The organism is Micromonospora sp. NPDC005194, from assembly GCF_040608335.1.
In the GTDB taxonomy this organism is placed as follows: Bacteria; Actinomycetota; Actinomycetes; order Mycobacteriales; family Micromonosporaceae; genus Micromonospora.
In genome coordinates this window covers 107,354-119,904 of record NZ_JBEXIA010000001.1, presented here as the reverse complement: position 1 = coordinate 119,904, position 12,551 = coordinate 107,354, and the positions used below count along the sequence as shown (strand labels likewise).

11 protein-coding genes, 1 tRNA gene and 1 pseudogene are annotated in these 12,551 nt (G+C 72.6%); 6 read left to right on the top strand and 7 right to left on the bottom strand.

Annotated features, from left to right (window positions below):
* Positions 1 to 49 precede the first annotated feature (49 nt).
* Both ABZU53_RS00585 and ABZU53_RS00580 read left to right on the top strand, forming a co-directional pair.
* Complete coding sequence (locus tag ABZU53_RS00585; protein WP_355062984.1) at positions 50 to 979, top strand: ribonuclease Z; 930 nt, start codon at positions 50 to 52, stop codon at positions 977 to 979.
* Positions 976 to 1,485: a GNAT family N-acetyltransferase gene (locus tag ABZU53_RS00580; RefSeq protein ID WP_355062982.1), complete on the top strand. Its 510-nt coding sequence runs from the start codon at positions 976 to 978 to the stop codon at positions 1,483 to 1,485. The genes ABZU53_RS00585 and ABZU53_RS00580 overlap by 4 nt, the downstream gene beginning before the upstream one ends.
* Positions 1,486 to 1,716: 231 nt before the next feature.
* Here the strand turns inward: ABZU53_RS00580 and ABZU53_RS00575 are convergent, their stop codons facing one another.
* Both ABZU53_RS00575 and ABZU53_RS00570 read right to left on the bottom strand, forming a co-directional pair.
* The gene (locus tag ABZU53_RS00575) at positions 1,717 to 3,087 is read right to left on the bottom strand and encodes a cystathionine beta-synthase (RefSeq protein ID WP_355062980.1); all 1,371 of its coding nucleotides are present in this window, start codon (positions 3,085 to 3,087) and stop codon (positions 1,717 to 1,719) included.
* Positions 3,088 to 3,159: 72 nt separating this feature from the next.
* The gene (locus tag ABZU53_RS00570; RefSeq protein ID WP_354854181.1) at positions 3,160 to 3,516 is read right to left on the bottom strand and encodes a YkvA family protein; all 357 of its coding nucleotides are present in this window, start codon (positions 3,514 to 3,516) and stop codon (positions 3,160 to 3,162) included.
* Positions 3,517 to 3,666: 150 nt separating this feature from the next.
* Between ABZU53_RS00570 and ABZU53_RS00565 the strand changes: the two are divergent.
* The 3 genes and pseudogenes from ABZU53_RS00565 to ABZU53_RS00555 form a co-directional block, all read left to right on the top strand.
* Positions 3,667 to 4,739: pseudogene (locus ABZU53_RS00565) on the top strand (SGNH/GDSL hydrolase family protein); the annotation flags it as partial.
* A complete protein-coding gene (locus ABZU53_RS00560; RefSeq protein ID WP_355063217.1) occupies positions 4,716 to 5,528 on the top strand; it encodes an SGNH/GDSL hydrolase family protein in 813 nt (270 codons plus the stop codon). The pseudogene ABZU53_RS00565 and the gene ABZU53_RS00560, both read left to right, overlap by 24 nt.
* A 78-nt stretch (positions 5,529 to 5,606) precedes the next feature.
* Positions 5,607 to 6,869: an acetyl-CoA C-acetyltransferase gene (locus ABZU53_RS00555; RefSeq protein ID WP_355062979.1), complete on the top strand. Its 1,263-nt coding sequence runs from the start codon at positions 5,607 to 5,609 to the stop codon at positions 6,867 to 6,869.
* 7 nt (positions 6,870 to 6,876) lie between these two features.
* Here the strand turns inward: ABZU53_RS00555 and ABZU53_RS00550 are convergent, their stop codons facing one another.
* From ABZU53_RS00550 to ABZU53_RS00535, 4 genes are all read right to left on the bottom strand, one after another.
* Complete coding sequence (locus tag ABZU53_RS00550; RefSeq protein WP_354854177.1) at positions 6,877 to 7,197, bottom strand: hypothetical protein; 321 nt, start codon at positions 7,195 to 7,197, stop codon at positions 6,877 to 6,879.
* 46 nt (positions 7,198 to 7,243) lie between these two features.
* Positions 7,244 to 8,002, bottom strand: coding sequence for a Bax inhibitor-1/YccA family protein (locus ABZU53_RS00545; protein ID WP_354854175.1), 759 nt, complete (start codon positions 8,000 to 8,002; stop codon positions 7,244 to 7,246).
* Positions 8,003 to 8,138: 136 nt separating this feature from the next.
* Positions 8,139 to 8,954: a Bax inhibitor-1/YccA family protein gene (locus ABZU53_RS00540; protein ID WP_354854173.1), complete on the bottom strand. Its 816-nt coding sequence runs from the start codon at positions 8,952 to 8,954 to the stop codon at positions 8,139 to 8,141.
* Between the two features lie 111 nt (positions 8,955 to 9,065).
* Positions 9,066 to 9,146: transfer RNA gene (locus ABZU53_RS00535), tRNA-Leu, on the bottom strand.
* A gap of 101 nt (positions 9,147 to 9,247) precedes the next feature.
* Here ABZU53_RS00535 and ABZU53_RS00530 point away from each other — a divergent pair.
* Positions 9,248 to 11,107 (top strand): hypothetical protein, encoded by a 1,860-nt coding sequence (locus ABZU53_RS00530; RefSeq protein ID WP_355062977.1) that lies wholly within the window; start codon positions 9,248 to 9,250, stop codon positions 11,105 to 11,107.
* A 58-nt stretch (positions 11,108 to 11,165) separates the two neighbouring features.
* On the opposite strand, the gene ABZU53_RS00525 is transcribed toward ABZU53_RS00530, so the two are convergent.
* Positions 11,166 to 12,497, bottom strand: a complete 1,332-nt coding sequence (locus tag ABZU53_RS00525) for an NAD(P)/FAD-dependent oxidoreductase (RefSeq protein WP_354854169.1) — start codon at positions 12,495 to 12,497, stop codon at positions 11,166 to 11,168.
* Positions 12,498 to 12,551 lie beyond the last annotated feature (54 nt).

Sequence of the window (12,551 nt, the reverse complement as noted above, 5' to 3'; positions counted from 1 at the left end):
GACAGCGCGGAGCGCCCCGGGGGTCGCTCCATATCTGTGGGAGATCAGCGTGTCGATGCGCGAGCTGGTGATTCTCGGGACGGCCAGCCAGGCCCCCACCCGGCAGCGCAACCACAACGGGTACGTGCTGCGCTGGGACGACGAGGTGATCCTCTTCGACCCGGGCGAGGGCAGCCAGCGGCAGCTCCTGCACACCACGGTCACCGCGACCGACCTGACCCGGATCTGCGTCACGCACTTCCACGGCGACCACTGCCTCGGCCTGCCCGGCACCATCCAGCGACTCTCGCTGGACCGGGTGTCGCATCCGGTCGCCGTGCATTTCCCGGCGGGCGGCGCCGAGTACTTCGCCCGACTGCGGCACGCCACCTCCTTCTACGAGACCGCCGAGCTGGCGGTCACCCCGATCGAGACCGACGGTCAACGGATCGCCCTGAGCTGCGGCACGCTGGAGGCCCGCCGGCTGCGGCACCCGATCGAGACGTACGGCTATCGGCTGGTCGAGCCGGACGGCTGCCGGATGCTGCCGGAGAAGCTGGCCGCGTACGGCATCGCCGGTCCGGCCGTCGGCGAGCTGATCCGCGACGGGCACCTGGACCTCGACGGTCGTCGCGTCACCCGCGACGAGGTGAGCGTGCCCCGGCCGGGGCAGCGGTTCGCCTTCGTGATGGACACCGGCCTGTGCGACGGGGTGTACGCCCTGGCCGAGCACGCCGACCTGCTGGTCATCGAGTCGACCTTCCTGGAGTCTGAGGCCGCGCTCGCCGCCGAGGTCGGCCACCTGACCGCGGCGCAGGCCGCGCGGGTGGCGACCGAATCGGGGGTACGCACGCTGGTGCTCACGCACTTCTCGCAGCGTTACCCCGACCCGCGCCGGTTCTTCGACGAGGCCCGCGGGCCATTCGACGGCGACCTGGTCATCGCCGAGGATCTGACCACCGTGCAGGTCCCGCCCCGCCGGGTAGCCTCGGCCGGATGACCGTCACGCTCCGCCCCGCCACCGACGACGACCTGATGGGGATCGGCGCCCTGCACCAACGCTCCCGGGTGGCCGCTTACTCGTCGTTCCTGCCGGCGGAAGCGCTGGCCGAGCCGACCGGGGAGGCGATGGGACGGTACTGGACCGAACGGTGGGCCTGGGAGCGCGACAACCACCGGCTGACCGTGGCGGAACGCGCCGGCGTGCTGGTCGGCTTCAGCTACGTGGGCCCGGACGACGAGGACGACCCGGCGACCGGACTGCTCAACGCGATCCACCTGGACCCGGCCGAGCAGGGGCGGGGCACCGGCCGCGCGTTGATGGTGGACGCTTTGGACGCCATGCGGGCGCGGGGCTGGCAGCGGGCGGTGCTCTGGGTGCTCCGCGACAACGCCCACGCCCGCGCCTTCTACGAGCGCGGCGGCTGGACCCCGACGGGAGCGGAACGCGAGGAACACATGGGCACCGCCCCCGCGCCCCAGCTCCGCTACACCCGCCCCCTCTGACGCCCTGCTGCCCGACGATCGTGCGTTTCGTGGGGCGCTCGCCCACGTGCGGTTCGTGCGGCGTCCACCCCGCCCCGCCCTGCCTCACGGCCTTTGCTCTGCTTCAACATACGCAACACCGAGTGTCCGGTAATCGGACACTCGGTGTTGCGTGGAGTGAAGCAGAGCAAAGGACCGGCAGAGGTGCCCGTGCCGCCCCGGAGGCGAGCATGCGGACAGGCGGGGCGAGAACTAGTGGGCGCCGAGGTGAGCCAGGAGGTCCTGGCGGGTCAGGACGCCCTTGGGCTTGCCGTCGACCAGGACCAGCGCGGCGTCGGACTTCTCCAGCAGGCCGACGGCCTCGCTCACCGGCTGGCCGCCACCGATCATCGGCAACGGGTCACCCATGTGCCGCTCGATGGTGTCGTGCAGGTGGGCCTGACCGGTGAACAGCGCGTCGAGCAGATCCCGCTCGGCGATCGAGCCGGCGACCTCACCGGTCACCACCGGCGGCTCGGCCTTGAGCACCGGCAGCTGCGAGACGCCGTACTCGCGCATGTAGTCGATCGCGTCCCGGACCGTCTCGGTCGGGTGCACGTGCACCAGCTCGGGCAGGCCGCCCGGCTTGCTGGCCAGCGCGTCGGCCACCGTCGGCTCGTGGCCGGAGTTGTCCAGGAAGCCGTACCGGGCCATCCACGAGTCGTTGAAGATCTTGGAGAGGTAGCCGCGACCGCCGTCGGGCAGCAGCACCACCACGACGTCGTCCGGGCCGGCCTTGCGGGCCACCTCCAACGCGGCGACCACGGCCATCCCGCAGGAGCCCCCGACCAGCAGGCCCTCCTCGCGGGCCAGCCGCCGGGTCATCTCGAAGGACGCCTTGTCGGAGACCTCGACGATCTCGTCGGCCACACCCCGGTCGTACGTCTCCGGCCAGAAGTCCTCGCCGACGCCCTCCACCAGGTACGGCCGGCCGGTGCCGCCGGAGTAGACCGAGCCCTCCGGGTCGGCCCCGATGACCCGCACCCGCCCCTCGGACGCCTCCTTCAGATACTGCCCGATGCCGGAGATCGTCCCGCCGGTGCCGACGCCCGCCACGAAGTGCGTGAGCCGGCCCTCGGTCTGCTTCCACAGCTCCGGGCCGGTCGTCTCGTAGTGCGAGCGCGGGTTCGCCGGGTTGCTGTACTGGTCGGGCTTCCACGCGCCGGGAATCTCGCGGGTCAGCCGGTCGGAGACGTTGTAATACGAGCGCGGGTCCTCCGGCGCGACGGCGGTCGGGCAGACCACCACCTCGGCGCCGTACGCCCGCAGCACGTCCTGCTTGTCCTGACTGACCTTGTCGGGGCAGACGAAGACGCACTTGTAGCCCTTGAGCTGGGCCACCAGGGCGAGCCCGACGCCGGTGTTGCCGCTGGTCGGCTCGACGATCGTGCCGCCGGGCCGCAGCAGGCCCGCCGCCTCGGCGTCCTCGACCATGCGCAGCGCGATCCGGTCCTTCACCGAGCCGCCCGGGTTGACGTACTCGACCTTGGCGAGCACGGTGGCCTGGATGCCCTCGGTGACGTTGCGCAGGCGGACCAGCGGGGTGTTGCCGATCATGTCGACGACGTTGTCGTAGTACTGCACGGTGTGCCCTTCGTTGCGGCGCCGGCGACGGCGGCCGGGCAGACGTATCCTCGCCGACCAGCGTACGTGCCGTCAGGGCACCAGCCCCCCGGGGATGACCGAGCTGCGTCGGGCCTCCCATTCGAGGAAACGGTCGGTCTCGGCGAGCACGCTGCCGGCCAGCCAGGTGATCATCACCGCGTCGTCGGCCAGCCCGAAGATCGCCAGTGGGATCTCCGGCAGCAGGTCGATGGGCGAGACGATGTACGCCGTGGCCGCCGTCATCAGGGCCAGCCGGAGGCCACCGTCGTACTCCCCCCGGGTCGTGGCCCGGATCATCCGGGGCAGCGCCGCCAGTCGGCTGCCCAGCGAGGGCCCGCCGCGCGCCCCCGCCGCCAGTGCCCGCGCCAGGGCCGTGAACGCCGCGCTGCGCTTCAGTGTCTTCCCCATCGTCGCGCTCCTCTCCGCCGGATCAGCGTGGCGGGTCGGCGCAAGTCGGCCGGCCTCCACCGGACAGGTACCCCGTCTCGTCGGTTTCCAGGCACTCCCGAGCCGGGACGACGACAGCGGCGTGTCGGGCCGGCGCGATAATGTCGGCATATGGGGGTCGCTGGTTCTGTCGTACCCGTTGGTCCGCGCTGGCGGCAGGCCTGGCGGATCGCCCGGCTGGCGGCTATCGGGACGGGCGCCACCGCGGCGGCCGCGATGGCGACCGGCGGGGTGCTGCTCGGCCAGGCCCGCCAGGCCCGGCGCACCATCCCGATGGCCGAGGCCCCGCCGCCGCGCTGCGACGGGATGTACGGCGCGAAGTTCCCCGGCCCCCCGCTCACCATGGTCGTGCTCGGTGACTCGTCGGCGGCCGGCTACGGGGTGCACCGCCGCCGGGAGACACCGGGGGCGCTGCTCGCCACCGGCCTGTCCCGGCGGCTGCACAGGCCGGTCCTGGTGCGCCGTTTCGCGGTGGTCGGCGCCATCTCCGCGGCGCTCCGGCACCAGGTGGAGGCGGCGTTGGAGTGCGCGCCGGACATCGCGGTGATCCTGATCGGCGGCAACGACATCACCAACCGCACGCCGCGCGGCCTGGCGGTGCGCTACCTGGTCGAGGCGGTCCACGCGCTGCGCGACACCGGTTGCGAGGTGGTCGTCGGCACCTGCCCCGACCTCGGCGCGATCCGGCCGATCCAGCCACCGCTGCGCTGGCTGGCGCACCGGTGGAGTCGCCAGCTCGCCGCCGCCCAGACGGTGGCGGTGGTCGAGGCGGGCGGCTCGACGGTGTCCCTCGGCGACCTGCTCGGCCCACGGTTCGCCGCCGAACCGCACCGAATGTTCGCCTGGGACCGGTTCCACCCCTCCGCCGAGGGGTACGCGATGGCCGCCGCCGCTCTGCTGCCGACGATGCTCTCGGCGCTCGGCTCCGGGCCGGAGCGACGGGCCACACCGGCGCGGGGCGAGGGCGTACGGTCGCTGCCAAAGGCCGCGCAGGAGGCGGCCCGGCACGCCGGCACCGAGGTCAGCGGCACCCAGGTCCGGGGCCGCGACCGAGGACCGGCCGGCCGGTGGGCGCAGCTGCGTCGCCGGGCGTTCTTCGGTGTCAACACGGTGCCGCAGTCCGGCTCCGCGACGGACACCTCGACAGTGGAGGGACTGGCATGAACGAGCGCAGCGAGCGGGGCGTGACCGCCGGTCTTCCCGGCCGCCTGGGTCGGGCGGCGGCGCTGTCGCTGCTCGCCGGCACGGTGGGCGGCGCCGCCGTCCTGGCCGGTGAGGCGTTCGTCGCCCGGCACCGGCGCTACGCCGAGCCGGAGCTTGGGCTGGCGTTGCGGGCGACGATCGGCCGGGCCGACGCCGCGCCGCTGCGGCTGGTGCTGCTCGGTGACTCGTCGGCGTTGGGCGTGGGCGTCGACCGCCTCGAGGACACCATCGGCGGACAGTTGGCCAACCTGCTCGCCGAGGGCCCGACCGGCCGCCGGGTGCACCTGTCCAGCGTCGGCGTCTCCGGGTCCCGCTCGACGGACCTGGCCACCCAGGTCGCCCGGGCCCTGCTCGGCGAGCGGCCCGACGTGGCGCTGATCCTGATCGGCGCGAACGACGCCACCGGGCTGCGCCGGCCCGCCGACGCGTCCGCCTATCTCGGGGCGGCGGTGCACCGGCTGCGGGAGGCGCGCGTCGAGGTGGTGGTGGGCACCTGCCCCGACCTCGGCGCCGTACGCGCCATCGCGCCGCCGCTGCGTCAGCTGGTCGGCTGGTCCGGGCGGCGGATGGCCCGCGCGCAGACCACTGCGGTGTTGGAGGCGGGTGGCGCGGTGGTCGACCTGGCCACCGAGACCGGGCCGGTCTTCCGGGCCGACGCGGGGACGCTCTGCCACGACGGCTTCCACCCGTCCGCCGACGGCTACCGGGTGTGGGCGCACGCCCTGCTGCCGGCCGTCACGGCCGCGGCGGCGGTCGCCTCCCGGCGCTAGAGCACGCCCGACCGGGGTGACATTTCCCGCCGCGCCTGCTTCTTCCGTGCCATGTTACCGGCGGGTTAACGTTGGCTCATGCCGATTGAGTCGTCCCGCGACGCCGTCATCGTCGCTACCGCCCGCTCCCCCATCGGCCGGGCGCACAAGGGGTCCCTGCGCGATGTCCGCTCCGACGACCTCGCCGCGACCATCGTCCAGGCCGCGCTGGACAAGATCCCCGAACTCGACCCGACCACCATCGACGACATCTACCTCGGGTGCGGCCTGCCCGGCGGTGAGCAGGGCTTCAACATGGCCCGCGTGGTGGCCACCCTGCTGGGGCTGGACACCGTTCCCGGCGCCACGCTGACCCGCTACTGCGCCTCCTCGTTGCAGACCACCCGGATGGCGCTGCACGCGATCCGCGCCGGCGAGGGCGACGTGTTCGTCTCCGCCGGTGTCGAGATGGTCTCCCGCTACGCCCGCGGCAGCTCCGACGGGCTGCCCCCCGAGGCGCAGGCCCTCGTCGGCGGCGGCTGGGAGAACCCGCGCTTCGCGACGGCCGCTGAGCGCTCGAAGCGCCGCGCGCAGGGCGGCGCCGAGGTCTGGACCGACCCGCGCGAGGCCGGTGAGCTGCCGGACATCTACCTGACCATGGGGCAGACCGCGGAGAACCTCGCCCAGGTGTACGACGTGACCCGCGCCGACATGGACGAGTTCGGTGTGCGCAGTCAGAACTTCGCCGAGAAGGCCATCGCCGACGGCTTCTGGGCCCGGGAGATCACCCCGGTCACCACGCCGGACGGCACCGTGGTGAGCACCGACGACGGCCCCCGCGCAGGCGTCACCCTGGATGCGGTGGCCGGCCTGAAGCCGGTGTTCCGTCCGGACGGGCGGATCACCGCGGGCAACTGCTGCCCGCTCAACGACGGCGCCGCCGCCGTCGTCGTGATGAGCGCCCAGCGGGCCGAGGAGCTGGGCCTGACCCCGCTGGCCCGGATCGTCTCCACCGGCGTGACCGCGCTGTCGCCGGAGATCATGGGTCTCGGACCGGTCGAGGCGTCCCGGCAGGCGCTGCGCCGGGCCGGCATGACCATCGACGACGTCGACCTGGTCGAGATCAACGAGGCGTTCGCCGCCCAGGTGATCCCCTCCTACCGGCAGTTGGGCATCCCGGAGGAGAAGCTGAACGTCATGGGCGGCGCGATCGCGGTCGGCCACCCGTTCGGCATGACCGGCGCCCGGATCACCGGCACCCTGCTCAACGCGCTGGAGTGGCACGACAAGACCATCGGTCTGGAGACCATGTGCGTCGGCGGCGGCCAGGGCATGGCCATGGTGCTCGAACGCCTGAGCTGACCCGACGTCAGAGAGCGCCGCGGGTCGCCGTCACCTCGGCGGCGGCCCGCGCCAGCGCCTCGGCGTCGGCCCCGGCGGCCAGCAGGTCGGCCGTCACCACCCGCAACTGGTCGGGTAGGGCCAGGTCGTTGTCCAGCCGGGGCACGGTCCGGCGGGGCTGTCCCTCGGCGTCGGCGGCCAGATTGGCGATCTCCTGCACCAACCGGTGCATCAGGTCGGCGCGGGGCACGTTGCCGGTGGTCGCGGCCGCCGCCCAGCGCGGCTGCTCCCAGTGCCCGACCTGGCGGACCAGCAACTGCACGGCCCGCTCCAACTCCGCTGCGCTCATCGCCGCCGAGTCTACGGCCGGCGCCGACCCCGACATTCCGGGCCGCTCAGCGGCGCAGGTAGCTGAGCAGCCGTAGCAGCTGCCAGTAGAGGAAGACCAGGCCGGTGAGCAGGCCGAACGCGCTCAGCCACGCGTACCGGCGGGGTCGGCCGTCGCGCACCGAACGCTCGACGAGGTCGAAGTCGAGGATGAAGCTGAACGCACCGGCGATGATCGCCACGACCGAGAAGGCGTACGGCAACCAGCCGACCTCCCCGCTGACGCTGTAGACCGCCAGCCCCGGCCGTCCGGAGATCAGGTACGACACCAGGTTGACCACGCTGAGCACGGCGATACCGAGCAGCGTGCCGATCACCAGGCGGGCCAGCCGGGGCGTCGCGCGGATCACCCGGGCCCGGTACAGCGCCGCCATGCCGAGGAAGACGCCGAAGGTGCCGGCCACCGCCTGCACCACGATCCCGGGGTAGACCTGCTGGAAGGTCCGGCTGGCGACCCCCAGCAGCAGCCCCTGGAGCACCGCGTAGCCGACGATCGGCACCGGGTTGGTGATCCCCCGCAGCGAGATGACCAGGACCAGCACGATCGAGGCCAGGGCGCTGCCGGCCAGGGCCGCCCCCAACCACACCGCGTCGGGCACCACCGCCCAGGACACCGCGGCGGCCGCGCCGGTGAGCAGGAGCAATCCGACGGTACGCACCACCACGTCGTCGACGGTCATCGGCTCGACGTCGCGGGAGCTGACCACCCGGGACTCCAACCGGCCGGTCTCGTCCAGCCGGTTGAGCACCGGGTTGTTGCTGCGCACCGTCGCCTCCTTCGCCCGCGTACCCCTCGCAGTCACTCTGCCCCGGACGGCCCGGCGGCGGCGGCGAAACGGCGCGGACGACGGCGCCCGCCCCCGCGAGAGCGGGAGCGGGCGCCGGTCAGCGGGACGGACGAGATCAGTCGTCGCCCTGGAAGTAGCTCAGCAGGCGCAGGATCTCGATGTAGAGCCAGACCAGGCTGACCAGGATGCCGAACGCGGCCACCCAGGAGTAGCGCTGGGGCAGGCCCATCCGGACGCCGTCCTCGATCTCCTTGAAGCTGAGCACGAAGCTCAGCGAAGCGACCACGATGCAGACGAGGCTGAAGCCGATGGCGAGCGGGCTGCCGTCACGCAGACCCGTGTTGATGCCGAACAGCGCCAGCACCAGGTTGATCAGCATGACCGCGGCAAGGCCGATGATCACCGAAGTCATGACCTTGACGAAGACCGGGGTGGCCCGGATGATCTTCGCCTTGTAGATCATCGTCATCACGAAGAAGATGCCGAAGCTGGCCACGGCGGCCTGGAGCACGATGCCGTCGTAGGCGGACTCGAACGCCTTGCTGACCATGCCGACGAAGACACCTTCGACGACCGCGTACGCGATGACGAGCGCCGGGTTGGCCATCCGGGAGAACGAAATGATCAGGCCGAGCACCAGGCCGACGACCGCCGCGCCGATCCAGGCGGTGCCGACCAGCGCGTCGGGCACGAGCACCCAGGCGGCAGCGGCGGTGATGCCGAGGATGCCGAACAGCGCGACCGTCTTGACGACCACGTCGTCGACGGTCATCGGTGCCACGGCGGGCGGTGCGGCCGGGTAGCCGGCCTGGGACGGGTACTGCTGCGGAATGCCGGGCTGTCCGTACGGCCCGGCCGGTGCGTACCCGGCGGAGCGCTCCCGCTCGGCCGCCTGGCCGAGCCGGGCGAGCACCGGGTTCGAGGTCTTCACTGTCTGGCCTCCCTCAGGGGGTCGTTTGCACGTGAACGTGCACCCCAAGAGTAAACTGCCCGGCCCACTCCTGGTGATCACGATGGGAACGCGGACGCCGTGGCGGCTGGGTGCCCGGGGCGGGGGTCGAACCCGCACGCCTTTCGGCAGCCGCTTTTAAGGCGGCCGTGTCTGCCGTTCCACCACCCGGGCGGGTGGCACCCGCGCGCCGACACGCACGGTGCAGTGTCACCGTAGCCGGTCCGCGGCGACCCGGCGTACCCCGCCGGGCTGGCCACATTAGGGTCGATGCCGTGAGCAGCGCAGCCCCAACGGCCCCCGACGCCGCCCCTGACCAGGTCTTCCGTCTCGACGATCAGGTCAACCGCCGACCCCGGGCCGTCCGGCTGCTGGCCGCCGTCCGCCGCCACCGGGCGGATCTGCTGATCGCGGTGGTCTGGGTGGCGCTCGCCGGCTGGCTGACCCACGGCCTGTGGCCCGACCCGGGTGGGCGGACGTTGGCGCTCAACCCCGAGGACCAGACGCTCTACGAATGGTTCCTGGCGGTCGACGCGAGGGCGCTGCTCGGCGACTTCCACCTGCTCACCGACCGGCTCAACGCCCCGGACGGCGTCAACCTGATGGCCAACACCACTGTCATCGCGCTCGGCGTCGTCTGCGCGCCGATCACCCTCCTGCTCGGCGCGCCCACCACCTTCGCGCTGCTCGCCGCCGCCAACCTGGCCGGCACCGCCCTCGCCTGGTACCTGCTGTTCCACCGGACGCTGCGCGCCAACCGCCTCGCCGCCGCGCTCGGCGGCGGGCTGTGCGGGTTCGGTCCGGGCATGATCTCGCAGTCCAACAGCCACCTGCACATGACGGCGCAGTGGCTGGTGCCGGTGATCGTCTGGCTGGTGCTCCGGCTGCTCCGCGCGTCCGACCCCGGCCCCACGACACCCGACGCGACGGGCCGCGCCCGATCGGTCGGCCCGGACCGACGACGGATGATCAGCTCCGCTGCCGGGCTGGCCGCAGCCGTCACCGCGCAGGTCTTCATCGGCGAGGAGGTCCTCTTCCTCTGCGCCGTCACACTGCTGGTGATGGCGATCAGCTACACCGTCGCGGACCGGGACCTCGCCCGGCGCGCACTGCCCGGATTCGCCGGCGGGCTGGCGATCGCCGCCGGCCTGGCGCTGCTGGTGCTCGGCTACCCACTGTGGTTCCAGTTCGCCGGGCCGCAGGGCGTCGCCGACGGGATGTTCAGCCCGGCCTACTTCTCGGCCGACCTCAGCAGCTGGTGGGCGGTCTCCCCGTTGTCGGTCGCCGGCAGCGACGAGGCGTCCCGGCTGACCACCGGCCCCGCCGAATACAACACCTTCCTCGGCTGGCCGCTGCTGCTGGTCACCGCCGCCTGCGCGGTCTGGGCCGGCCGGCGCCGGCTGGTGCTCGCCTGCGTGGTGGCGGCGCTGGTGATGGGCGCGCTCTCCCTCGGCCCGGAGGTGGTGCTCGGCGGCACCCGCACCGCGCTGCCCGGCCCGTACGCCCTGCTGGCCGGGTTGCCGGTGATGGACGGCGCGCTGCCGATGCGGTTCGGCCTGGCGCTGCTCCCGATCGTGGCGACGGTGCTCGTCGTGGCCGTCGACCGGGCACTGCGCGGCACCGGCCGGGCGCGGCGGCTGGTGCCGCTCGCCGTCATCGCAGCCCTGCTGCCGATCTTCCCGACCCCACTGCCGACCGCCGAGCGGCCCGCCGTGCCGGAGTTCATCACCGGCGGGCACTGGCGGCAGTGCGTCCGCCCGGGCGGTGTGCTGGTCCCGGTGCCACTGCCCACCCCCAAGGAACCGTGGCCGATGCGCTGGGCAGCCGCCGCCGACGCCGGGTTCGGCCTGCCCGAGGGGTTCTTCATCGGCCCGTACGGGCGCGGTGGCACCGCCGCCATGGGCACCTTCAAGCAGCCCACCTCGGCTTTGCTGGCCGACGTCGCCCGCCGCGGCGACCAGCCGGCCATCGGCGACGAGCAGCGCCGGCAGGCCGCCCGGGACGTCGACTTCTGGGGCGCGTCCTGCGTGGCGCTGGCCGACGACGCGCCGCACGCCGACAGCCTGCGGGCGACCCTGGAGCAGTTGTACGGCCCGGCCACCCGCATCGCCGACGCCTGGATCTGGCGGGTCTGACGCCGAGTATCGCGAAAGGGCCCCTCCTGAGCAGGAGGGGCCCTTTCGTCCAGTTTGCTCAGACGCGCGGCGCGCCCACCGGCTGGGATGCCTCGACGAACTCCTCGCGCGGGTCGTGCAGCTGGCCCAGGGCGACGACCTCACGCTTGAGGAAGAACGCCAGCGACCAGTCCACCACCACCCGGACCTTACGGTTGAACGAGGGGATCCGGCTCATGTGGTACGTCCGGTGCATGAACCAGGCCGGCCAGCCGGTCATCTTGATGCCGTACACCTGGGCGACGCCCTTGTGCAGGCCGAGGCTGGCGACGCTGCCGGCGTGCTTGTGCTTGTAGTTGACCGGCTCGCGGCCGCGGATCACCGCGACGATGTTGTCGGCCATCCGCGCCGCCTGACGCACCGCGTGCTGCGCGCTCGGCGAGCAGAAGTTGCCCGGCTCCTTGGTCAGGTCCGGCACGGCGGCGCAGTCACCCGCGCTCCACGCGCCCTCGATGACCCGGTCACCGTCGACCACCTGGAGGGTGGGAATGCAGGTGACCCGCCGGCGCTCGTCACGCGGGAAGTCCGTCGCGTCAAGCATCGGCGACGGCTTCACGCCGGCCGTCCAGACGATCGTGTCGGACCGGAAGCTGTCCCCGTCGGAGAGCTTGACCACCCCGTCGACGCAGGACTCCAGGCGGGTGTCCAGCCGGATGTCCATGTTGCGCTTCATGAGCTGCTGCACCGTGTAGGCGCCCATGTCCCGGTCGACCTCGGGCAGCACCCGCTGGGTGGCCTCGACGAGCACCCAGCGCATGTCCTCCGGCTTCAGCTCCGGGTAGTAGCGCAGGGCGTCCCGGGCCATGTCCTCCATCTCGGCGAGCGCCTCGATGCCCGCGTAACCGCCACCGACGAACGTGAAGGTCAGCGCCGAGCGGCGCACCTCCGCATCCGGGGTCACGGCCGCGACGTCCAGCCGGTCCAACACGTGGTTGCGGAGGTAGATCGCCTCACCGATGGTCTTGAACCCGATGCCCTGTTCGTGCAGGCCCGGAATCGGCAGCGTCCGGGACACCGAACCCGGCGCGACGATCACGTGGTCGTACGCGATCTCCCGGGCCGGACCGACGATCGGCTGCACGGTGGCCACCTTGCGGTCGTGCTCGACCCGCGTGACCGTTCCCGCCACCACCTTGCACCGGCGCAGCTCCCGGCGCAGCGGCACCACGGAGTGCCGGGGGGAGATGTTCCCCGCCGCGGCCTCGGGCAGGAACGGCTGGTAGGTCATGTGGGGCTGGGGGTCCACGACGATGACCTCAGCCTCACGGGAGCTGAGCTTCTTTGACAGGCGCAGGGCCGCGTAGAGACCGACGTGCCCGGCACCCACCACAAGGATCCGCTTCGGATTCACGTCATCTATCTTTCCCCGCCGGGCTCAGGTAATCCCGCTCGCGCCCCCCATCTG

Excerpts from the sequence above, each read along its gene's own strand:
- ABZU53_RS00580 (WP_355062982.1), top strand. The coding sequence starts at position 976 with ATGACCGTCACGCTCCGCCCCGCCACCGACGACGACCTGATGGGGATC.
- ABZU53_RS00570 (WP_354854181.1), bottom strand. The coding sequence starts at position 3,516 with ATGGGGAAGACACTGAAGCGCAGCGCGGCGTTCACGGCCCTGGCGCGG.
- ABZU53_RS00560 (WP_355063217.1), top strand. The coding sequence starts at position 4,716 with ATGAACGAGCGCAGCGAGCGGGGCGTGACCGCCGGTCTTCCCGGCCGC.
- ABZU53_RS00555 (WP_355062979.1), top strand. The coding sequence starts at position 5,607 with ATGCCGATTGAGTCGTCCCGCGACGCCGTCATCGTCGCTACCGCCCGC.
- ABZU53_RS00550 (WP_354854177.1), bottom strand. The coding sequence starts at position 7,197 with ATGAGCGCAGCGGAGTTGGAGCGGGCCGTGCAGTTGCTGGTCCGCCAG.